This window comes from Peptacetobacter sp. AB845 (genome assembly GCF_047528295.1).
Taxonomy (GTDB): Bacteria; Bacillota; Clostridia; order Peptostreptococcales; family Peptostreptococcaceae; genus Peptacetobacter.
This window is the reverse complement of record NZ_CP180001.1, coordinates 676,712-698,424: the sequence shown is the minus strand read 5'-3', so window position 1 is coordinate 698,424 and position 21,713 is coordinate 676,712. Positions and strand designations below refer to the sequence as shown.

The following is a 21,713-nucleotide window of genomic DNA, read 5'->3' as shown; positions in this document are numbered from 1 at the left end:
TTTTTATAACCCAAATTATCTCTCTATGCTGTAAAGTATTGCATTAATTATTGCAGCAGCTAGATTACTTCCACCTTTTCTTCCTTCAGAAAGTATATATGGAATATCTGTTTCTGCAAGTCTTTCTTTTGACTCAGCTGCTCCAACAAATCCAACTGGAACACCTATAACAGCATCTACTTCCATTTCACCTGCTTCTACCATTTCTATAACCTTAAATAATGCTGTTGGAGCATTTCCAAGAACAAAAATCTTTCTTCCTTTGTCCTCAGCAGCTATCTCAACTGCAGCCATAGATCTTGTAATCTCTTTTTCTTTAGCTCTTGCAACAGTTCTCTCATCTGCAACTAAACAAGCATAATTACAACCTAATTTGTCTAGCTTTCTCTTGTTTATCCCACTTAAAGCCATAGTAGTGTCTGTGTAAATACTTGCTTTATTTTCAAGAGCATCCTTTATTATCTCAGCTGCATTATCAGATATTTTTAGAATATCTAAATACTCAAAATCAGCAGTTGTATGTATAGCTCTTTTTATTATTTTTTCTTCTATTTCACTTTTGTACTCGTATCCAGGTCTTATATCATCTATTATTCCCTGTATAATCTCAAAACTTCTCTCTTCAATCTTCATAGGGTTTTTAATATAATCCAAAAAAATCCCTCCTTTTATTTTTTAACACTATCTTATTTTTTTATATCATCTTTTTTATATTTTATTTATATCCTAGCTTTACTCGTATCTTATTCCACCTTTGATGATATCCAATGTGTACATATCAGAATAAACTTTATCTATCTCTCTTCTTTTTAATTCTGCTATCATCTCGCTACAGTCGAAATCCTTATCTACTAAAATTCCTACTATTGTCCCACTGTGTGCTACATTTACTCCAAATCCGCCAAATTTATCAGATACCTCTATAATCTCATGTAGATATTCTTTTTTACAGATATTCTCATTTGCCAGACTACTAGCAGTGCACGCTCTACCTATCATCTCTCTATCTTTTTCTGTAAATCCTTTTTTAAGCATTCTAAAAGCATTTTCGATAATTTCTCTATTTCTCATCTTTGCTTCTCTATACATTCTATTTTTTCTAAGGTCTACAGTGTTTAGATATTTATTTGGCTCAAGAAGTAAAACTTTCATATTGTCTATATACCCAAGTTTTTCCTTCACTTTACCTTTGACTGGGTTAAATATTACATTATCTTCCATAAAAACAGAATCTGTCGGTTCTATTGAAGATGCTATTTCTGCAATTTCCTCAGGAGTCATTTCCTCACCGATTAGATTTAATGCAGCTCCAATCGCAGCGCCTATATCAGCAGTTGAACTACCCATTCCCTTGCTAACTGGCACTTCACTTATTATCTTTACTGATAAATTGTTCATTGTTTCAACAGGTATGTTGTATTTCTCAAATACCTTTTTTATAGCCAATCTCGATTTTTTTACATTTCTTATGTATATTTTCTTTTCTGTTCCTTTAACTCTCTCTGTTAAATCCTCTTCCTCTCCGTCTTTTCTCTCTTCAAGGTAAACTTCTGAAAAAAGATTTACAGCATAGGAGCAGAGGTACTCTTCATTTCCTATCATTCCCTGCACAAACTCTCCACAAGAAGCAGGGCATTTTGCGTAACCTTTCACTCTATTCACCCAATACAGATCTAAGTGCATCTAAAAGTATAATATTTTGCTCATGACTTTTAATGGCTACTCTAGCAAAACTAGAGTCAAGACCAATAAAATTAGATGCATCTCTAATAAGAAGACCTGCCCTTTTTAATAAATTTTCTTTCACATCCAATATATTTCTATTTTCAAATCTGACAAGAATAAAATTCGCATCTGAATTAAACGCCTTTATTCCGTCTATTTTATTTATTTCATTTATCATACATATTCTTTCTTTAGAAAAATAATCTTTACTCTTCTTAATATAATCCCACTCTTTAAAGATAAAATCAGATGCTGAATCCGCAAATGAGTTTATCGTCCATGGTTCTTTTTCCTCATACATTTTATTGAGCAATTCCGTATTTGAAGTAACTCCATATCCAAGCCTAATTCCTGGAATTCCAAAAAACTTTGTAACTGCTCTGATGATGAACAAGTTTTTAGATTTATAAACCTCATTTATAAGACTTATATCTTTTTCAGAGTCTACAAATTCGATAAAGGTTTCGTCTACTATAAGCAACTTTCCTTCCTTTTCTGCAAATTCCAATAGTTTTTTTATTTCTCTAACAGATCCATCTGGATTGTTTGGATTGCAGATAAATATACTGTCAAACTCATCTTTTCTTCTGTAAATTTCGTCTAAATCAAGTTCAAAATCTTTCTTCCAATCCATTATAAAATCTACTACACTTAGACCTGCAATCTCTGCACCTTTTCTATACTCAGAAAAAGTTGGATTTACTATAGCAAGTCTCCCCTTCAGATTTCTCATAAGAAGATAGATTATCTCCGTTGCTCCATTTCCAGGAATAACTTGACTATCATCTACTCCAAGGTAGTCTGCTATATTTTTTCTAAGTCGTCTGTATTTTATATCTGGATATTTTTGTAAACTATTCACCCCAGCTGCGACAATCTTATCCATACTATTTACAATAAATGGATTGATATTCGAGCTAAAGTCGATAATTTTATCTGCTTCAAGTCCATAGAGTTCGGCTGCTGAATTGATGTCTGCCCCATGAACTGAACTTATATGTACTTTTTCATCATTAAGCTCTTTTTCTTTGTTAAGATTTTTTTCTTTAATAGGTTCAAATTTTTTATTAAAATTATCTTTCATCAATTCTTTCCAAACCCTCCTTTTAACAGTATTAATATATTATATCATAATGCAAAACAACGCTGATAAAATTAAAAGTGCATTGGCTGTTGTCGAATACATAAGCTTATTCATTCTAACTATATCGTAGTTTTCTAATTCTCTTTTCTTATCTCCAATAGTAGGCTTGTATACTTCCTGTCCGAAGTAAATATTAGTACCACCAAGCTGTACTCCCATCGCTCCAGCTGCTGCACCTTCTGCAAATGCACAGTTTGGACTTTTGTGATTTTTTCTATCTCTAATCGCTATTTTAAACGAGTTTATTCCATTCATACCACATAAAAATGCTCCTAAAGGCATAAATATCGCAGTTAGCCTTGCTGGGATAAAGTTAGCCACATCGTCTAATTTTGCAGACACACATCCAAGGTTTAAATATTTATCATTCTTATATCCAACCATTGAGTCTAATGTGTTTATTGCCTTATAAGTCATAGCTCCTACAGGGCCGAACAAAAAACCGTAGAACATCGGCGAAATTGTTCCATCTACAGTATTTTCGGCAACTGTTTCAACTGTAGCCCTTATTATCTCAGACTGACTAAGATTTGTAGTATCACGACCTACTATATACGAAAGCTGCACTCTCGATTTCTTTATATCTCCAGTTTCAAGTACCTTGTAAATCTTTGTAGCCTCGTCCTTTAAGCACTTTGTAGAAAGTGTTGTATAGATTATAAATGCACTAACAAAAATTTCTACATACTTATTGAAGCTTGCAATCTTTACAATAAATGTTGTGACAAGTGCTGTCGTAACAACAGGCACTAACCACATCAGAATCCCCCAATATTTTAGAGATTCCTCTGATTTTGCATGCTTTCTTATAAATTTTTCTGTTTTGCTTATCAACTTACCTATGAATCTAACTGGATGTGGAAACCAATACGGATCCCCAAACACCAAGTCCATTATGTATCCCAGAATCATAATAAGTATATTTGCAAAACTATATCCAATCACAGTAAAAACAACCGTACTTGTTACCTGTGGTGTAAATAAATTTTCCATAATCAAAATTTCCTCTTATATTCTAGTTGGGCAATTAATCACTCGCCCCAAATTTTTATCAAATAAATACATTTTTATTCCGCAAATTTTTATTATCTTTCACAGTTTTTAAGTATATTTTCTATACAATCCAAGTTGTTGTAAAAATGAGTGTGAAGATATGTCGCAAGTGTATTTTTCTTGCTGTATCCTCCTTCCCATTCGTCCACAACTTTTCCATCTCTAATTTTTCTCATCTTATATGCACATTTTTCGTCGCTTTTAAATATTGAATGGTGGAATTCATGCCCTCTTATACAATCTCCTTCTTTTGAGATAACTGTCTTTTCTATGGCTTTTCCTTCACAGTACCCAAATCTTCTAAGTCTAGGAGTCATTTCGCTGACACCTTCAAAAATCCCAACCATACTTCTTTCAACACTGGACTTATCTATAATAGATTTTCCTAAATACATAAGTCCTCCACATTCTGCATATATCGGAGTATTATTTTCGTATAAATCAAATATTGATTTTCTTATAGACTCATTTTTCTCTAATTCCTCAGCAAAAATCTCTGGGAATCCTCCTCCAATGTAGACAAAGTCACACGTCGGAACCTTTACATCTTCAAGAGGGCTAAAGTATTTTATGTCTATTCCAAGTCTTTCAAATATCTCTATATTTTCTCTATAGTAGAAGTTAAATGCCTTATCATGTGCAATCGCAACAGTTTTTCCCTCAGCTAATTCAAATAAATTCTTCTTTTTCATTTCCTCAACTAAGTCAAATTTGCTGACAACTTCTTCGCTCTCTGATAATTCTATTATTCTATCTATATCTATATACTTTTCAATTTCATCTGCAAGAGATGAAAATTTCTCAGATAATTTTTCAACCTCATCCATTGGAACAAGACCTAAATGTCTTGATTCAAGTGCAAATTTATCATTTGGTGGGAAGTATCCAAAAACTTCTAGTCCACAGTATTTTTTTACAGATTCTTTTATTATATTGAAGTGGCTTTCAGTTTTTACATTATTTGCAATCACACCTATGATATTTACATTTTTATCTAAGTTTAAATAACCAAGTACTGTAGCTGCAGCAGATGCAGCCATTGCCTTACCATTTATCACTAGTATTACTGGAGTTTTGGTAATCTTTGATGTGTAAGAACTACTGCAATTATCTATATCAGTTCCAAAACCGTCATAAAGCCCCATAACCCCCTCAATTACAGAAATATCGGCATCCTTTGATGCAGTATTTACTATGTATTTAATCTTTTCATCGTCTAACATATAAGAGTCCAAGTTTCTAGAATCTCTGCCAGTTATAAAAGTGTGAAAAGACGGATCTATGTAATCAGGCCCAACCTTGTATGGCTGCACCTTTAGATTTCTCTTTGTAAGTGCCCGCATAATCCCAAGCGAAATTGTAGTCTTTCCAACTCCACTCGAAGTCCCTGCAATCATAATCTTTTTCATATTTAAAATCTCCTATTAATTAATAGCATTGACTATTTACTTGCTTGAATTTTCAACTATTTCGTATATTTTTTCCATGTCTAAGTTTTCTCTTAGCATATCCGCAAGTCTGTCATATTCTCTATTTTTAAACTCTTCAAATGATTCTACTTCACTAGCTACAGGCTCTAGTCCCTTCTTAGATCTTATTGTGTTTAGAAAAGTTCTAGTAAAGTCTATTTCATCAAAAATTCCATGTATATAAGTACCTACAACATTCCCTAAATAATTTGAACATCCTATTAAACAAAACTTATCATTATTTTTAATCATATTCTCACTATCTTTTTCAGCCTCACCTGTAGGCTCATTCGCAAATATTTCGTCTACACATTCATCTAGTTTTGTTGTAGTTCCCATGTGTATCTCATATCCTTTAACTTTTTTCCCTGCTACATCATTTAAATATCCTTGCACACTATAAGAAATAACTCTCTCTGTCTGAACTGTGGTTTTTTCTTTTTCAAATTCCGTTACAGTATTTAAAAGTCCTATTCCTTCTACCTCTAAATCGTCGCTTTCAACACCATACCTATCGACAATTTTTTTACCTAATATCTGATATCCACCACAAATTCCAAATACTAACTTTCCTCTTCTAGCACATTCCTTTATCTGCTCCTCAAGTCCAGTTTCTCTTAAATATTTTAAATCATCTACTGTACTCTTAGTTCCTGGAATGATTAGCATATCAGGATTTCCAATAGATTCCCCAAAATCAACATATCTAAGACTTACATCGCTCTGTGTCTCAAAAATATTGAAATCTGTAAAGTTTGACATGTGTGGAGTCCTAACTATTTCGATATTTATATCGTTTTTCTTTGTAGCCTTTTTGAATCTAGTCGTTACGCTGTCCTCATCCTCAATCTTAATATCAGAGTACGGAACAACTCCCAAAACAGGTATATGTATAATATCCTCAAGCATCTTCACGCCTTCAGCAAAGTACTCTTTTTTCCCTCTAAATTTATTTATAATTACACCCTTCACTCTTTTTCTCTCATCCTCAGTTAAAAGTGCAAGTGTTCCTACAATTGAGGCAAATACCCCACCTCGATCTATATCAGATACCAAAACAACTGGAGCATCGGCAATTTGAGCCATACCCATATTTGAAATATCTCTTTCTTTTAAATTTATCTCGGCGCAACTTCCTGCACCCTCCATAACAATAACATCGTACTCATTTTCTAAATCAGAAAATGTGTCCTTTAAAATATCTACTAATTCTAATTTATATTCATGATATTCAGAGGAGTGCATCTCTCCAACAACCCTTCCTCTAACAATCACCTGACTTCTATGATTTCCGCATGGCTTTAATAGGATTGGGTTCATGTCTGCTTTTGGCTTTATACCTGCTGCTTCTGCCTGAAACACTTGAGCTCTTCCCATCTCTAGTCCTTCATCTGTAATGAAAGAGTTTAATGCCATGTTCTGTGGTTTAAAAGGAGCTACTTTGTATCCGTCTTGAGCAAAAATTCTGCACATACCTGCAGCAATTATACTCTTTCCTACATTGGATGCAGTTCCTTGAAACATTATTTTTCCTTTCAAAAATTTCACTCCTTTCAACGTATAATTTTCCTATCTTATATTATACTATTTAACTACGATAATAATTATCTTTTTTAAGTATTTTGATAGCAAAATTCTTATTTTTTTGATATATAATTAAATAAACAAAAAATAGTAAATGTTTTTTACTTATAAAATTGTTGTAACACACTTCTCAAAAAGAAAATAAAATAAATAGGGAGAATTTATTATGAAAAAGCAAAAGCCAAGTATTTTTAATGATGTTATCGGCCCAATAATGAGAGGCCCTTCTAGTTCACATGTTGCAGCTGCAGCAAGAATTTGAGAAATTGTTAGACAGTCAGTAAATGCAGATATTAAAAAAATTGTCTGTGATTTTGATGTTAATGGATCTCTTGCAGAATCTCATGACGGACATGGAACAGATATGGGGTTTGCGTGTGGAATTTTAGGAATACCACTTACTGATTCTAGAGTAGACCAATATCACACTCTTGTCCCAGAAAATGGAATCGACCTTGAGTATAGAATTTTAGATTATGGTGTAGAACATCCAAACTACTACAGAATAGAAGTAACATCTGGAAGTGGAAAAGTAGTACATATAGATGCCATATCTACTGGCGGTGGAATGATAGATATAATCAAACTTGAGGGCTTTGAAATCTCTATGGTTGGGGACTATTTTGAATTATGCATAATTACAGATGAGAGCCCAGGTGAATTATGTGTTGTTGAAGAATTTTTAAGAAAAGAGATAAAATCTTTTGAAATGGTATCTATCTCAAAAAAAGACTCAAAATTCTGTATAAATCTAAAAACTTCTGCCAACCTTACAGAAGAAAACTGGTTCCTTCTTGACGGAACATGGCACATAATTGATAAATACTACTTCACTCCTGTACTAACTACAAGAGCAAAAGCAGATACTGTTGTACCTTTCTGCTCAGCTAGTGAAATGCTTGAATATAACAAAGATAAGAATCTAGAACTTTGGGAACTTGCAACAATCTATGAAAGTGTTAGAGGTGCTACAACAAAAGAGGCTGTTTTTGAGCAGATGAGCAATCTTGTCGAAATAATGGATACACGGGCAAAAACTGGTCTTGCTGGTACAGAGTATGAAGATAGAATCCTTCACTCTCAGTCTCATAAAATAAGAGAAAATGAAAGTAGATTAGTTCCAGGCTCTGTCATGAACTCAGTTATTGAAAATATAACTGCTATAATGGAAGCAAAAAGCTCTATGAATGTAATTATAGCTGCTCCAACTGCAGGTTCTTGTGGATGCCTACCTGGAACTCTTCTTGGTGTAGAAAAATCTCTAAAAACTTCTAGAGAAGAAACTGTTAAAGGAATGCTAGCTGCAGGACTTATCGGTGTATTTTTTGCCGAAAGAGCTACATTTGCCGCAGAAGTTGGTGGATGTCAGGTTGAATGTGGCGCTGGATCTGGAATGGCAGCAGCAGGTGTTTGCCAGATGATGGGTGGAGATGCTAGAGAATGTATAGATGCTGCATCTATGGCACTTCAAGGACTTACAGGACTTGCTTGTGACCCAGTTGCCAATAGAGTTGAGGTTCCTTGCTTAAACAAGAATGTTATCGGTGGTATGAACGCACTTAGCTGTACAAATATGGTTCTTGCTGGATTCGATAAAGTGATTCCTCTTGATGAGACTATAGATGCTATGTACGATATAGGTATGAAACTTCCTATAGAGCTTAGATGTACTTTTGGTGGTTTAGGTAAGAGTGAGACTTCTTTAAGGATAAGAAAAGATTTAGAATGTATTTCTTGTAAAGGATGTAAATAGATTATAAAAATTATATAAAAACTAGTATATACAAAATAAATGGGGCTATTGCAATAATCATCTGCTATAGCCCCTATTTTATTACTATATTATTTTTAACTCTATTTTACAAATCTCAATACATGGTCTGGTCCATACGAATATATTTTCATTGTCTTTTTATTTACTAAATAGTTTAAATCCCAAGAACTTAACTCATAATCTCCATATTCCATGTAGAAGTCATCTATACTAAATATATAATAATCTTTTCTTAAACTAGCCTTGTTTACGTAGTTTTCCTTTGGATTATATGTATAGCACATGCTATTTCTCTTGTTTCCTAATTTTTTGTATAGAGTTTCATAAGCCTTATATACACCTTTTCCTGCTGCTCCAGCTAAACAAGATGATTCTATATTTGGATGAAGAGTTTCAAAGTATACAAATAATAATTCTTTCGCTCCACTTAATACACTTTTATCGCTCTTAACATCTGCTAATACTATCGGCTGATTTGCTGTTATCGCCTGAAGTGCAAATGATCTATGTATTCCATTAGATTCTAATATCATAAATTTTTTACAACCTGGATAGAATTTCTGTATTATCTTTTTATTAGTTTCAAATCTATTTTTTCCACCAAGTCTTATTGCTTTTGTTTTCTTAACTAAACTTTCACTTATTACTGAATTTCCACCTATTGCATAAGTTTTTACTGAGCTTAGGTTAGAATTTAATTTTTTACCGTCTGTAACTATTACAGGCATTTTATTTTTTATAGCTGCAGAAGCTATTGAAACTGCATCGGCTTCTCCATTTTTTCCATTAACTATTGCTACATCGTCAACTTTTGTAAGTCTAGAAACTTCTTCAGCTACTCTATAACTAGTTTCGTATCTATTTTTTCCTGCTAATCTAGTTACATTATGTCCTGATTTTTTTAGTTTATTTTCTAGCTCCTTAGTTATTACCTGTTCCCCTCCGATTATATATACATCTTTTGTAAATATGTAGTCTTTAACAACTCCACTGCTTCCATGGCTTGTATAAACAGGTACTAAGTTTGCATTTGCTGCTCCAACAAGTCCACTTGCACTTAGTCCATCTGCCATATTTCTTTGAGAAACTAATACGGTTGCATCTGCATCGTTTTTTAGAAATTTTTCAAAGTTGTCGTATGAATCGTATGGACCTATGTTGACATATTTTGCATTTATTCCGTCATTTACATAGTCTGGTAGAGCAAATGTTGGAGATATTGTTGATAACGTTAACATCGCACCTAGTGCTATTGATAGTAGTTTTTTGTGCATATGGTTCGCCTCCTTTTGTTTGTTAGCTTTATAGTACTACTGATTTTATTTAAATTCAATGTTTTGTATTTAATATTTCTATACTCTTAATATTATATTTATTATCTTTCACTATAAGTGAATTTTGCCTTATCTGTTTGCATGCGATAATATTCATATATAGTGAAAGGAGTTTTATTATGTATTTTGAAAATGATAAAGAATTATTCAAAACAATAGGAAATAATCTTCGTATATTTCGTAAAAATGCAAATTTGACACAATCTCAATTAGCAGAAGCTGTTGGAATAAGCATAAGTTATTTATCAAAAATTGAAGCAAGTAATTGTGATAAGAGTATTTCTCTTTCTATTCTTAATCAAATTGCAAATTTTCTAGAAGTTGATATTATTGATTTTTTTAAGGGGGAATAATTTATGTCAAGAAAAGCTAATACACATGGTGGGGGAGCAAAAACTAATGAAAATGGTCTTTTATTTGAACAATCTACTTCTCTTGTAGATTCATTAATTAATGCTGGCTTTACAGTTAAAAATGATGAGGTCTTTTCTGATGGAAAACTTTTAGGTTATACATATAATAAATTTAAATTTTATAAGCATTTTTTATCAAAAAAAGGAATTAATTATAAGGATTATAACTCAAAACGATGGCTTCCTGATGATGTATTTATAAATGAAATCAACAAAACAGTGTATATAATCGAAAAAAAATTTCAAAATAGTTCTGGTTCAGTTGATGAAAAACTAGCAACATTCAAATTTAAAACATACGAATACGAAAAACTTCTTAATCCTATTGGATATAAAATCCAATATATTTATCTACTATCTTCTAATTGGTTCAAACAGAAGAAATATGATGATTATTTTACTTATATGGAACTACATAATTGTCCTTATTATTTTGATGAATTACCTTTATCAGCAATTGGTCTATAACTTTATAAAACAAGATATTCGTTATTAGAATTACTCTGGAAGATATATGACTTGGGAAATAATTCCTGAAAAATAACAAAAATACAAATTATATTTATTAACATAAAAAGGATGCATTTTTGCATCCTTTTTATAAATCATAATTTAAACAATTACCTCAGATATTATATTATTTTCTAAATCATCAATATTATAAATATGTTCCATAATATCAAATGTTTCTCTAAGATTCTCTCTAGCTGATTGCCAGCCTAAACCATCTGTAAACCAAACAAATTTAAATCCTTCTATTTCTTCGGCTTCCTGAGCTATCATCTTATAACTTCTAGCTGTTTCATTTAACTTCGATCCCTGACTTGCGTAAAAATTAGTCTCTATTGCATAAATTGTACTCTCTGTCTTTATCACAAAATCAAATCTTTTTACAACCTTACCTTTATTAGATAATACAGACAAATCTAAATTCCACATTTTTTCCATTTCAGTTGTTTTTAACTCTTTAAAATAGTTTACATCTTTTATAAATCCAGCTTTTTTTATGTATCTTTCAACAAGATCTTCCATCTGGTGACCTCCTCTATTTTTTCTACCATTAGAATCTAGACCTGTTTCTACACCATATACATAATCCACTAAATTATTAACTATATGATTTTGCAACATATCAAATAAACCAGTTTTTTTCATAAATATCTTGTACTGTTCTACACTCTGATTTATATTTTTAAAATTATAATCAAATGCACCTTCTTCATCTTGAGCATATAGTTCATCAGCTCTAACAGCTAATAACAATGGTATACATTTCAATGTTTCTGGGTACTTACCTACAACTTTTTCAAAATCACTTTCTATATTTTTAGAACCTACTAGAGAATTAAGTATATTAAGTTCTATTTTTATATCCTCAACATTTTTTTTAACTTTCTCAAAATCTACATAATAGTTATAACTTGATATGCTTTTTCTAAACTTACTTCTCCATAAGTCAAAATCTCTACCCTTCATAATCCTCTTTCTCCAATCTTTTTTTAGTTATATTTAGATATTCTATTTCATTATCTATACCGATAAATTTTCTTCCATATCTTTTTGCTATAACTCCTGTTGTTCCAGAGCCACAAAAAGGATCTACTATTATTTGATTTTCTTCAGTAGAAGAAAGTACTATTCTCTCCAATAAATATTCTGGCTTCTGTGTTGGATGCTTTCCTTCTGACTTTTCGCTTTTTTTAGTTAAGCTGCCAGTCCAAACATCCTTCATTTGTTTCCCACCATTCATATTTTTCATATCATTATAATTAAATAAATGCTTACTTTTTTTATCATTCTTCTTTGCCCATAAAATAGTTTCTGTAGAATGAGTAAAGCATCTACAAGCTAAATTTGGTGGAGGATTAGTCTTCTGCCATGTTATATTATTTATTATTTTAAATCCTTCTTGCTCTAAAGCCATCCCTATTGAATATATATTATGCATTGTTCCTGAAATCCAAATTGTTCCATTTGGTTTTAAAATTCTTTTACACATTTTTATCCATTTTCTATTAAATTTATGTTTTTCAGAAACACTATTTTCAACACTTAAAGTATCCCAACTTCCTTTATTTACAGATACCATTTTTCCACCACTACAAGTAATTCCATCATTACTTAAAAAATATGGTGGATCTGCAAATATCATATCAATACTTTCTTTTTTTATTTTAGAAAGTATTGAAAAAGTATCTCCTAATATAAGTTTACTTTTTTCATCCTCATAATATATTTCAATTGATTTAGATATTATTTTTTCTTCCATTTTTCTAGTAATTACAAATAATTACTTCCTCCCCTTTTCGATTTGATGCATCTGAATTTATCATTCTTTTTACACTGACAACATCTATTCTATATCCTTTATTTGAATACAGTTCATTTATAAATTCCGTATTGTGATTAGTCAACATGCAATAACATCCTCTTTCTGTTAGCTTATCATACAATTCAGCTAATCTTTTATGACTTTCTACATCAAAACCTTCTTTTGTGTATGCTTCAAATGAAGTTGGGTTTAGTGGAGCATAAGGACTATCAAAGAATATAAAATCTCCTTTTTTAGCATCCTTACAAGCCTCTTCAAAATCACCTTCTAATATATTTACTGTTTTCAAAAATTTTGCAGTTTCTCTAACAGCTTCTTCCTCTATAGAAGTTCTTCTACTTTTATTGTAAGGTACATTAAAAAGACCTTTTTTATTTACTCTATATAAACCATTGAAACAATGTTTATTCATAAAAGTAAATAATGCAGCAAGTTCTAAATCATATTCTTTTTTTAATAATTTATCATTGTATTTTTCTCTGATATCTAGATAGTATTCCTTCCCATCTTCCCACATTTCTGAATCTAATTTATTTACTAATTCTATAAATTCTTCAGTATTATCTTTAACTTGTCTATATACATTAATTAACGATATATTTATATCATTGATTGTAGCTTTTTCTGGTTGTAACTCAAATAAAACAGCCCCCCCACCTATAAATGGCTCGTAATAATCATTATATTCTTTAGGCATTCTCTCTTTTATCTGATTTAATAATTGTCTTTTTCCTCCTGCCCATTTTAAAAATGGGGCTACTTTCACATTACTACTCATACTTTGTCCTTTCTTTATTCTCAATCTATAGAACAATTATAGTTTGAAAAATAGAAAAAAACAAGTTAACGTAGTATTGACAAATTATTTAAATTTTATTTTTTAAATACAAATAAATATTCATGCTCTAGCAATAAAAAATTCATTTCAAAACTTTTCTTAATCCAATAATCTCTACTCTTACAGTTATACTGCTCCTTTATGATTATTTCTTTATTAATAAATCCTACCTTTTTGAAAATATTCATAACTTCAAACCCTAGTGGTATAACATTACCATTTTTTCTAATATCTCCCATAAGAATTGCACAATATTTTCCTTTTTTTAATACTCTGTAACTCTCTTTAGCAACTTTATCCATTTCTTCCAAAAAACTCTTATAATCTAATAAAGAAATATCTTCAACAATATCTTTACTGTATTTTATTGCATCTGCGTAAGGCGGATGTGTACAGATAAAATCAATTTTTTCATCTGGTATGAAATTTAAGTTTCTAGCATCCCCTCTTCTTAAATATACTTTGCCTGCATTCTCGTATTCAAAATTTGTACTAGACCTACATAGGGCTAATGCTTGAATATTTACATCTACACCTATAATATCTCTCCCTAGCAATTTTGATTCTATAAGTGTTGTTCCCCCACCAGCAAATTGGTCTAATATCATATCTCCTTTTTTCGAATATCTTAAAATTAAATTTCTTGGAACATAGGGTGAAAAATTTCCCCTATATTTTGGAGTATGTGTAGCCCAGCTACCTCTTTCAGGAAATCTCCATACAGTTCCCGTTTCAAGCTTAAAATTACTTGGTTGCCAATTTACCATAGTTCTCCTCCTTCCTTCTATTTAATATTTTTGACATTTTTTATAATTTATATTTAATTTTTTACAATAAAAAAGCAACAGATTTTCTGCTGCTCCAAATAATTATTTTTAAAACTTTAACGGCTCCATCTTATCCTCTTCCGTAATCTCTCTAAGCACCCTACAAGGGTTCCCAACAGCAATCACTCCACTTGGAATATCCTTAGTTACCACACTTCCAGCACCTATAATAGTCCCATCACCTATAGTCACTCCACCACAAACAGTAGAATTTGCTCCGATCCAAACATCATCCCCAATCGTTATCGGTGCAGATGTACCAATACCCTCCGCTCTTTGTTCAGCATCTATTGCATGACCTGCACAAGCTAAACAAACCCCAGGCGCAATAAACGCATTCTTTCCAATATTTACAGGAGATGTATCTAAAATCACGCAATTGTAGTTGATTATTGTAAGTCCATGTGTATGTATATTAAATCCGTAGTCGCATCTAAAAGATGGCTCGACAAATGTAAGTGGGTTACAAGTTCCAAAAAGATTTTGAAGAATCTCGGCTCTCTTTTCTGACTCATCAGGTCTACTCTGATTGTATTCCCAGCAAAGATTCTTTGCTTTTATCTGTAATTCGTTTGGCATATCTCGATGATCTGAGCAGTACTTCTGTTGTTTTTTCATTATTTCTAACATATCCATTTTTTTCACCTCTTAACTTTATTTACTAAAATTATAGCATACAAAAATTTTTCATATAATATTTAAAATAGGGAGACATTTTAAGAAATTCTTAATATGTTCTCCCTTTATTTTTAATATATAACCTCTATTAACTTTTCATACAACTCAGTATTATCATACATCCCACCAAATTCACTCTCTCCCACTCCTTCAGCAAATACAGCCATTGGAGCTGCTGTATGTGAAAACGAAGTAAATCCTATTCCACTCTTTTGAGCAAGTATTCTCGCAGCTTCCACAGTTATAGGTTCGTGACTTCCGTATAGCATACTTTCTTCCTTTGTTCTATCTTTTGAGCTTTTTTCAATAGTTAGCTCATATGCCTTTTTTAACCTTTCATATTCAGATTTACTAAGCTTCAAACTATTTTCGTCTGAATGCTTATGGTCATCATCTGAGTCTTTTTTTGCCTTTTCTTCCTTAAATATCAACGGTTTTTCAAGTCCAAATACATACTCTATATCTTTTAGTACATATTTAAAATCAGTTTTTTCCTTTTTATATTTAGAAACATACTCCTCATTAAATCTATCACACGAAATCTTCTGTAATCCTAGATTTTCAAGGTGTGTGTCGTATTCTGAGCTTGAATTTCCTATTGCTAAACCGCCTGTTTCATGGTCTCCAGTTACTATTATTAAAGTCTCATCTTTATGATTATTGTAAAATTTAAGTGCCTCATCAACCGCATTGTCTAAATCAATCGTTTCATGAAGTGCTGATGCTGCATCATTTTTATGACAGGCCCAGTCTATTTTTCCACCTTCAACCACCATTAAGAATCCTTTATCTTTTTTATCTTTTTTATCTTTTTTATCTTTTTCATTATTATCATATAAAATATCTATTCCCTTTTTTACATAATCTGAAAGAGATGCCGATTCCTCTGCTCCATTTTCTAATTCGTATCTTTTGTCTATACTGTACTTCATCGCATCTGTTTTTTCTCTATCCTCAGATATTACTAAGTACTTCTCATCTTTTGAGGAATTTTTCAATTTTTCAACATCAAAATCATTTCCCAATTTATCAAATTCTTTTTCACTATCAGCTACAGTATATCCTTTTGCCTCGGCTATTTTTTCAAGGCTTTTTTTATCTCTATTTTCACCGTTTTTATCTTTAAAATCTCCACCTGCAAAATAGTCAAATCCTGTGTTTAACATCTCTTTACCTATTTCATAGTACCCTTTTCTAGATTCCCGATGTGCAGAAAATCCAGCAGGTGTAGCGTGATTTATATTCACAGTTGTAGCAATTCCAATCTTATACCCATCTTTTTTTAATTTCTGCGTAATTGTTTCGTATTTTTTTGATCCATCCTCGCTTACATTTATATTTCCACTTTTAGTTTTTTTACCCGTAGCCATGGCAGTTGCTGTAGATGCTGAATCTGGAATTAACGATGTTTTATCTGGGTTTTGCATAGTTCCATTTGTACTAAGCCTTAAAATATTTAACCCATTATTTTCTGTCTCTTTTAGGTAATAGTCCGCCAACTGCAACTGAGAATAGCTCATACCATCGCCTATGAATAAGAATATATACTTAGGCTTTTTGCCACTGTAATTTTCTTTAGATGCAGTTATTTCAATAGTTTTCTTATTATTACCAATATCCAAATTAGTTCTATCTTTAGTTTTTATATTATATCCAAGCAAAAAACTAGCTATCAGAGAAATAATTACAGTCAATATAGATATTATTTTTATTTTTATTTTTTTATTTTTCATAATCCACTCCAAAAGTTATTTTTTAGCTTTTTTAATCCATTATATTTTTATAATTTTATGTTTTATTATTTTATTATTTTCTTATTTTTCATTATTTTTCTAAATCCGTTTTAATATAGCTTCAACTGGACAGACTTCCACACAATTTCCACAGCTTAAACAGTTTAAGTGATTAATTTTGACCTGATGCCAGTTCTTTTTATCCTCAACTATACAATTTTGTGGACAGACTTCTATACATCTTCCACAGTTTATACACTTATCTGTTACAAAATATCCCTTTTTCTCTTTTACTTCTCCCCCAAAAGAAAATTCATGTCTTTTTATAGGTCTGCTTCTTAAATCGAAGCACTCTCCTACACCTTTATTAATTTTAAAAACTGTAAGATTCATTTTTGATTTTTCTGTTGGATATATTTTTTTCATATATTCATTTTTTGAGAATAAGTATCCTATTTTCTCTGGCCCAATCTCTTTAACTGAACCTCTTATATTTATCGAAACTGTCTCTAATGTTGAATTTCCATTCATCGCACTTAGAGATATATTAACGTTATTTTTTAATCTTTTATAAAAACTTTTTCCTTTAGATGTTAGAAAATATATTCCTCCCTCATCATAATCCATTATATCTATTGCACATGTAACAGGTCGGTTATTTTCATCAACTGTAGCTATAATTGTAGAATGTATTTCTTCTACTATATATTTAAAAATTTCTTCTGTCGTTTTCATATTTATCCCACCTTTCTGTTTTATTCGGATAAATATATTATATAATATATGGCAAAAAAATCTCCTCTTTGAAGTATATTTTTTAATATTTCTTAAGAAAGTTCTAAATATATTTTGTCTATTTAAATTTTATTTGTTTAGAGATATAATTAAATCATAAAAAATACTTTAAAAATATACTTTTTTAAAGTCAAGTTCAGGTTTTTTAATAGGAGATATTCTTATGAAATCAAATAAGTTTTCTAAAATTATGGTTATAGGGTTTAGTGGCTCAGGAAAGTCTACAATTTCAAAGATGATTTCTAATACTTTAAATATACCTGTGCTTTATTTGGATAAGGTTCATTGGCTAGAAAATTGGGTTGAAAATGACAAAGAATCTGAGTGTAAGATTGTCTCTGATTTTCTAGAAAATAACGATAGCTGGGTAATCGACGGAAATTATTCTCATATGTCGTACAATAAAAGGTTAGAGTCTGCTGATTTGATTATTTTCATGAATTTTAATAGATTCAATTGCTTGTTTAGAGCTTTTAAAAGATTATTTGAAAATAGAGGAAAAACCAGAGAGTCTATGGCAGATAATTGTGTAGAAAAGGTTGATTTTGAATTTATCAAATGGATTCTTTGGGACTCTAGACAAAAATCTCAGACTAATAATTATAAATATGCATTAGAAAATTATCGAGATAAAGTTATAATTATAAAAAATCAGAAAGAATATGACGATTTTATAGATAATTTTAAGGTTAAATATCAAGCTTTTTAAATCCTCTAACCCTTCTCTTTCAAAATTTTAATTTTATATTTACTTCACTATTTTATCATGATATTTTTATAATAATGATTAAATTTGAGGAAACTTAGTATTTTAACTAAGTAGGAGGATTTTTTATGTCAACAAGTGAAATGTCAACCAAAAGACATTGGAAGAGAAATTATTTTACTATTTTAATAGGTCAAACTTTTTCTCAAGTAACCAGTGGTGCTTTACAGATGGCCATTGTTTTTTATCTTACACTAAAAACTGGCTCATCTATGGTCTTATCAATGGCTACGATGATGGGATTTTTACCACAGGCTGTTTTAGGCCCTTTTATAGGAACTTTAATAGACCGACACAGTAGAAAAAAAATTATGATTACATCTGATTTAGTAATTGCAGGGGCTGCAGCTATCTTAGCTTTTATTGCAACATATCGAGAGCTTCCTGTTTGGATGATTATGCTAGTTCTTCTTATAAGAAGTATCGGAACAGCATTCCACACACCAGCTTCTGGTGCGATAACTCCTATGATTGTTCCTGAGGAAGCACTTACAAAATGTACAGGATATAATCAGTCTATGCAGGCAATAGGGTATATTTTAAGTCCAGCTATTGCTGGAGTCTTATATGCTGCTTGGCCACTTGAAGCCATAATAATGTTGGATGTTTTTGGAGCTGTTGTTGCAAGTATTTCTGTAGCACTTATCCATATACCAGATCCTAAAAAGGATAAAAGCTCAGAAAAAGCAAACTACCTTCAAGATACATTGGATGGTTATAGGGCTCTTAGAGAAAATAAAGGTTTATTTGGAATGGTATGGGTTGGGACAATTTATATGTTCTTCTACATGCCTATAAGTGCACTTTTCCCTCTTATGAGTATTTCTTATTTTGGTGGAACTCCTGTTCACTCTTCAATAACAGAGGTCGCCTTTGCTGTAGGTATGCTTTTAGGAGGATTTGCTCTAAGTCATTGGAAAGGATTTAAAAATCGTATGACAACGATTGGAATTTCAATATTTGTCATGGGCTTTTGTATGGCTCTCTCAGGACTACTTCCTAGAGGATTTTTCCCTATGTTTGTAGTTTTCTGCACAATTATGGGATTCTCTGCTCCATTTTATGGACTTAGAAATGTATTATTCCAAGAACAGATTGCCCCAGAATATTTAGGAAGATGCTTCTCTCTTCTTTGGAGTACTATTTCTTTAGCTATGCCTGTTGGATTATTTTTCTCTGGGATTTTTGCAGAAAAAATCGGTGTAGAAAAATGGTTTATCCTTTGTGGAGTGAGTATTTTATTTGTAGCAGCATCTACATTTGTAATTCCAACACTTAGAACTGCAGATAGAAAATATCAGGACAGTTTAAATTCCTAAGAATAGGTATAGAGATATTAATCAAAAGATAAGCATATAAAAATAAATATCATGCTCTTAGTTTAGCTAAGGAATATTTAACTGAGTTATATAAATAAAAAAGATGTTTCCTTTTTGGGGCAACATCTTTTTTATTATAGCTTTTTAATTTTTCATTTATTATTATCTTATCTATTTATTATTATCTTCTTTATTCATTATTTATTATTTTTTATTTTTTATTCATAACACTTTTATATTTTACACTAGTTTTTCCTTCATCTTTCGTCTTTTAGAAAAAATCGGTTTATCTTGAGAAGAAAGCCACGCTCCTACAATCATAAATCCCAATGCTACAAAATAAGTAGACTTTGGAATTTCTCTAAAAATAATAAGTGACAATGCAACCGCTATAAATGGAGCAATCGCATAATATGCGCTTGTCCTAGCTGCTCCAAGCAATCTCTGTGCATAAACATAGAAGTATATACTAAGTCCATAGGCTACAAATCCAACTGCCAATACAGCTACAATACTCCAAATTTCAGTTACTCTCTCTCCAATTGCAACACCTATAATTATTGAGCCTAATCCAGAGAAAATTCCTTTTAAAAGTACTATCTCAAGAGGATCTTTTGACGATATTTTTCTAGTACAGTTATTTTCAAATCCCCAACATACCGCTGCAAGAAGTACAAACAATGAGCCATAAGAAAAATGAAGACTAGATATATCTTCAAATGATAATATCCCACATGAAATGGTAACAAAAATTATCCCAAGCCATAATCTAGGGCTTATTTTTTCATTGAATACAATTAGCGCAATTATAGCAGTTGCAACTATTTCAAAGTTATTTAACAACGATGCATTTGCTGCAGTTGTTTTTTTAAGTCCGTACATTAAACAAATCGGTGCAACTATATCTAACAAAATCATCGCTATTGTATATGGCAGTTCGTCTTTTGTAAGTCCCTGCTCTTTATGAGAAATTCCTCTAATTTTTCTTATTATCGCTATCAAAAGCATCCCTATTCCAGCACCTATATACAAAAATCCAGCCATAAGAGTTGGTGGCATAAAATCGAGTAATACCTTTGAAAATGGTGCATTTATCGCATAAAGTACAGCAGCTAATACTGCAAAAATAATTCCCTTTTTTATATTTTTATCCATATTTCTCCCTCCTTGACTAACTCTTATATATACGATATTATTTATACGTTATCGTACATTATGTTTGATTTTATCATGAGAAATTTTGCTAAACAATAATTAAAACATTCGAAATGTACGTTAATGAACATTTTAATAAATTTGTACGGAGAAATATTATGGATAGAAGACAACAAAAGACAAGAAAGGCTATTTTTGAGGCTTTTAGCAAATTATTAGAGAAAAAAAGCTATAATAATATAACAGTTCAAGAAATTATCGACGAGGCAAATATTGGACGTAGCACTTTTTACGCCCATTTTGAGACTAGAGATGAGCTACTAAATTCTATTTGTAGCGAAATATTTGGACATATTTTTTCCAATGTTTTAAATGCAGAGGAGCATCACGATTTTTCAAAGGAAGAGGGTAATTTGTCTAATAGGTTGATTCACCTTCTTTATCATCTTAGAGAGAAGAAAAATGATATAATTGTTCTACTTTCTGGGGAAAGTAGCGATCTTTTTATGGGCTATTTTAAGAAATATTTGGAGCAGCTTTTTAGGGAATACCAAGATAGTTATACTTTTGATGTGCCTACAGATTTTGTGATTAACCATTATGTCAGCAGTTTTGCTGATGATGTTAGATGGTGGATTAGAGATGATATGAGGACTTCTCCAGAAAAGGTTGTTGAGTATTATAACTTATTGACAAGAAAAAATAAAATATAGTGTAAATATTATTTCTTTAATAAAAAGAAGACTCTATAAATTTTTTTATATAATCTATAGA

21 protein-coding genes are annotated in these 21,713 nt (G+C 31.1%); 6 read left to right on the top strand and 15 right to left on the bottom strand.

Translation table 11 applies throughout. The features are described 5' to 3' along the window. Positions 1-15 precede the first annotated feature (15 nt). The 6 genes from ACK2WO_RS03555 to ACK2WO_RS03530 all read right to left on the bottom strand — a co-directional run bounded on the left by ACK2WO_RS03555 (position 16) and on the right by ACK2WO_RS03530 (position 6,930). The gene (locus ACK2WO_RS03555; protein ID WP_040410344.1) at positions 16-654 is read right to left on the bottom strand and encodes a cobalt-precorrin-8 methylmutase; all 639 of its coding nucleotides are present in this window, start codon (positions 652-654) and stop codon (positions 16-18) included. 78 nt (positions 655-732) lie between these two features. Next, complete coding sequence (locus tag ACK2WO_RS03550; protein ID WP_414698378.1) at positions 733-1,653, bottom strand: cobalamin biosynthesis protein; 921 nt, start codon at positions 1,651-1,653, stop codon at positions 733-735. Position 1,654: 1 nt separating this feature from the next. Then, the gene (locus ACK2WO_RS03545; protein ID WP_414698377.1) at positions 1,655-2,809 is read right to left on the bottom strand and encodes a pyridoxal phosphate-dependent aminotransferase; all 1,155 of its coding nucleotides are present in this window, start codon (positions 2,807-2,809) and stop codon (positions 1,655-1,657) included. 39 nt (positions 2,810-2,848) lie between these two features. Beyond that, positions 2,849-3,862, bottom strand: coding sequence for an adenosylcobinamide-phosphate synthase CbiB (gene cbiB, locus ACK2WO_RS03540; RefSeq protein WP_414698376.1), 1,014 nt, complete (start codon positions 3,860-3,862; stop codon positions 2,849-2,851). A gap of 92 nt (positions 3,863-3,954) precedes the next feature. Continuing rightward, on the bottom strand, positions 3,955-5,331 hold the full coding sequence (locus ACK2WO_RS03535; RefSeq protein WP_414698375.1) for a cobyrinate a,c-diamide synthase: 1,377 nt from the start codon (positions 5,329-5,331) through the stop codon (positions 3,955-3,957). A gap of 36 nt (positions 5,332-5,367) precedes the next feature. Further along, the gene (locus ACK2WO_RS03530) at positions 5,368-6,930 is read right to left on the bottom strand and encodes a cobyric acid synthase (RefSeq protein ID WP_414698374.1); all 1,563 of its coding nucleotides are present in this window, start codon (positions 6,928-6,930) and stop codon (positions 5,368-5,370) included. A 409-nt stretch (positions 6,931-7,339) separates the two neighbouring features. On the opposite strand from ACK2WO_RS03530, the gene ACK2WO_RS03525 reads away from it, so the two are divergent. Then, the gene (locus tag ACK2WO_RS03525; protein ID WP_414698373.1) at positions 7,340-8,728 is read left to right on the top strand and encodes an L-serine ammonia-lyase, iron-sulfur-dependent, subunit alpha; all 1,389 of its coding nucleotides are present in this window, start codon (positions 7,340-7,342) and stop codon (positions 8,726-8,728) included. Between the two features lie 101 nt (positions 8,729-8,829). Here ACK2WO_RS03525 and ACK2WO_RS03520 read toward each other — a convergent pair whose 3' ends face one another. Continuing rightward, positions 8,830-10,023 (bottom strand): cell wall-binding repeat-containing protein, encoded by a 1,194-nt coding sequence (locus tag ACK2WO_RS03520; RefSeq protein WP_414698372.1) that lies wholly within the window; start codon positions 10,021-10,023, stop codon positions 8,830-8,832. 179 nt (positions 10,024-10,202) lie between these two features. Here ACK2WO_RS03520 and ACK2WO_RS03515 point away from each other — a divergent pair, with 179 nt between their 5' ends. Both ACK2WO_RS03515 and ACK2WO_RS03510 read left to right on the top strand, forming a co-directional pair. Beyond that, complete coding sequence (locus ACK2WO_RS03515; protein WP_414698371.1) at positions 10,203-10,436, top strand: helix-turn-helix domain-containing protein; 234 nt, start codon at positions 10,203-10,205, stop codon at positions 10,434-10,436. Between the two features lie 3 nt (positions 10,437-10,439). Further along, complete coding sequence (locus tag ACK2WO_RS03510; protein ID WP_414698370.1) at positions 10,440-10,964, top strand: PD-(D/E)XK nuclease superfamily protein; 525 nt, start codon at positions 10,440-10,442, stop codon at positions 10,962-10,964. A gap of 144 nt (positions 10,965-11,108) precedes the next feature. Here the strand turns inward: ACK2WO_RS03510 and ACK2WO_RS03505 are convergent, their stop codons facing one another. The 7 genes from ACK2WO_RS03505 to ACK2WO_RS03475 all read right to left on the bottom strand — a co-directional run bounded on the left by ACK2WO_RS03505 (position 11,109) and on the right by ACK2WO_RS03475 (position 17,639). Next, entirely contained in the window at positions 11,109-11,972 is an 864-nt protein-coding gene (locus ACK2WO_RS03505; protein ID WP_414698369.1) for a type II restriction endonuclease, read from the bottom strand. After that, entirely contained in the window at positions 11,962-12,765 is an 804-nt protein-coding gene (locus ACK2WO_RS03500) for a DNA-methyltransferase (RefSeq protein WP_414698368.1), read from the bottom strand. The genes ACK2WO_RS03505 and ACK2WO_RS03500 overlap by 11 nt, the downstream gene beginning before the upstream one ends. Positions 12,766-12,769: 4 nt before the next feature. Continuing rightward, the gene (locus tag ACK2WO_RS03495) at positions 12,770-13,606 is read right to left on the bottom strand and encodes a DNA adenine methylase (RefSeq protein WP_414698367.1); all 837 of its coding nucleotides are present in this window, start codon (positions 13,604-13,606) and stop codon (positions 12,770-12,772) included. A gap of 95 nt (positions 13,607-13,701) precedes the next feature. Continuing rightward, positions 13,702-14,433 (bottom strand): TRM11 family SAM-dependent methyltransferase, encoded by a 732-nt coding sequence (locus tag ACK2WO_RS03490; protein WP_414698366.1) that lies wholly within the window; start codon positions 14,431-14,433, stop codon positions 13,702-13,704. A 108-nt stretch (positions 14,434-14,541) separates the two neighbouring features. Continuing rightward, positions 14,542-15,129, bottom strand: a complete 588-nt coding sequence (locus tag ACK2WO_RS03485) for a sugar O-acetyltransferase (RefSeq protein WP_414698365.1) — start codon at positions 15,127-15,129, stop codon at positions 14,542-14,544. Positions 15,130-15,242: 113 nt separating this feature from the next. Next, complete coding sequence (locus tag ACK2WO_RS03480) at positions 15,243-16,904, bottom strand: alkaline phosphatase (RefSeq protein WP_414698364.1); 1,662 nt, start codon at positions 16,902-16,904, stop codon at positions 15,243-15,245. Between the two features lie 99 nt (positions 16,905-17,003). Continuing rightward, on the bottom strand, positions 17,004-17,639 hold the full coding sequence (locus tag ACK2WO_RS03475; RefSeq protein WP_414698363.1) for a 4Fe-4S binding protein: 636 nt from the start codon (positions 17,637-17,639) through the stop codon (positions 17,004-17,006). 223 nt (positions 17,640-17,862) lie between these two features. Between ACK2WO_RS03475 and ACK2WO_RS03470 the strand changes: the two genes are divergently transcribed. Then, positions 17,863-18,408, top strand: a complete 546-nt coding sequence (locus ACK2WO_RS03470; RefSeq protein WP_414698362.1) for a DNA topology modulation protein — start codon at positions 17,863-17,865, stop codon at positions 18,406-18,408. A 140-nt stretch (positions 18,409-18,548) separates the two neighbouring features. After that, complete coding sequence (locus ACK2WO_RS03465) at positions 18,549-19,784, top strand: MFS transporter (RefSeq protein WP_178411634.1); 1,236 nt, start codon at positions 18,549-18,551, stop codon at positions 19,782-19,784. A gap of 240 nt (positions 19,785-20,024) precedes the next feature. Here the strand turns inward: ACK2WO_RS03465 and ACK2WO_RS03460 are convergent, their stop codons facing one another. Continuing rightward, positions 20,025-20,939 carry a DMT family transporter gene (locus tag ACK2WO_RS03460; protein WP_414698361.1) on the bottom strand — a complete coding sequence of 305 codons (915 nt, stop codon included), beginning with the start codon at positions 20,937-20,939 and terminating at the stop codon, positions 20,025-20,027. Between the two features lie 158 nt (positions 20,940-21,097). Between ACK2WO_RS03460 and ACK2WO_RS03455 the strand changes: the two genes are divergently transcribed. Further along, on the top strand, positions 21,098-21,652 hold the full coding sequence (locus ACK2WO_RS03455) for a TetR/AcrR family transcriptional regulator (protein ID WP_414698360.1): 555 nt from the start codon (positions 21,098-21,100) through the stop codon (positions 21,650-21,652). The last annotated feature ends 61 nt before the right edge of the window (positions 21,653-21,713 follow it).

Excerpts from the sequence above, each read along its gene's own strand:
- cbiB (WP_414698376.1), bottom strand. The coding sequence starts at position 3,862 with ATGGAAAATTTATTTACACCACAGGTAACAAGTACGGTTGTTTTTACT.
- ACK2WO_RS03460 (WP_414698361.1), bottom strand. The coding sequence starts at position 20,939 with ATGGATAAAAATATAAAAAAGGGAATTATTTTTGCAGTATTAGCTGCT.
- ACK2WO_RS03465 (WP_178411634.1), top strand. The coding sequence starts at position 18,549 with ATGTCAACCAAAAGACATTGGAAGAGAAATTATTTTACTATTTTAATA.
- ACK2WO_RS03455 (WP_414698360.1), top strand. The coding sequence starts at position 21,098 with ATGGATAGAAGACAACAAAAGACAAGAAAGGCTATTTTTGAGGCTTTT.
- ACK2WO_RS03490 (WP_414698366.1), bottom strand. The coding sequence starts at position 14,433 with ATGGTAAATTGGCAACCAAGTAATTTTAAGCTTGAAACGGGAACTGTA.
- ACK2WO_RS03525 (WP_414698373.1), top strand. The coding sequence starts at position 7,340 with ATGGGGTTTGCGTGTGGAATTTTAGGAATACCACTTACTGATTCTAGA.
- ACK2WO_RS03485 (WP_414698365.1), bottom strand. The coding sequence starts at position 15,129 with ATGGATATGTTAGAAATAATGAAAAAACAACAGAAGTACTGCTCAGAT.
- ACK2WO_RS03535 (WP_414698375.1), bottom strand. The coding sequence starts at position 5,331 with ATGAAAAAGATTATGATTGCAGGGACTTCGAGTGGAGTTGGAAAGACT.
- ACK2WO_RS03480 (WP_414698364.1), bottom strand. The coding sequence starts at position 16,904 with ATGAAAAATAAAAAAATAAAAATAAAAATAATATCTATATTGACTGTA.
- ACK2WO_RS03510 (WP_414698370.1), top strand. The coding sequence starts at position 10,440 with ATGTCAAGAAAAGCTAATACACATGGTGGGGGAGCAAAAACTAATGAA.
- ACK2WO_RS03495 (WP_414698367.1), bottom strand. The coding sequence starts at position 13,606 with ATGAGTAGTAATGTGAAAGTAGCCCCATTTTTAAAATGGGCAGGAGGA.
- ACK2WO_RS03505 (WP_414698369.1), bottom strand. The coding sequence starts at position 11,972 with ATGAAGGGTAGAGATTTTGACTTATGGAGAAGTAAGTTTAGAAAAAGC.
- ACK2WO_RS03520 (WP_414698372.1), bottom strand. The coding sequence starts at position 10,023 with ATGCACAAAAAACTACTATCAATAGCACTAGGTGCGATGTTAACGTTA.
- ACK2WO_RS03470 (WP_414698362.1), top strand. The coding sequence starts at position 17,863 with ATGAAATCAAATAAGTTTTCTAAAATTATGGTTATAGGGTTTAGTGGC.
- ACK2WO_RS03500 (WP_414698368.1), bottom strand. The coding sequence starts at position 12,765 with ATGGAAGAAAAAATAATATCTAAATCAATTGAAATATATTATGAGGAT.
- ACK2WO_RS03515 (WP_414698371.1), top strand. The coding sequence starts at position 10,203 with ATGTATTTTGAAAATGATAAAGAATTATTCAAAACAATAGGAAATAAT.
- ACK2WO_RS03545 (WP_414698377.1), bottom strand. The coding sequence starts at position 2,809 with ATGAAAGATAATTTTAATAAAAAATTTGAACCTATTAAAGAAAAAAAT.
- ACK2WO_RS03475 (WP_414698363.1), bottom strand. The coding sequence starts at position 17,639 with ATGAAAACGACAGAAGAAATTTTTAAATATATAGTAGAAGAAATACAT.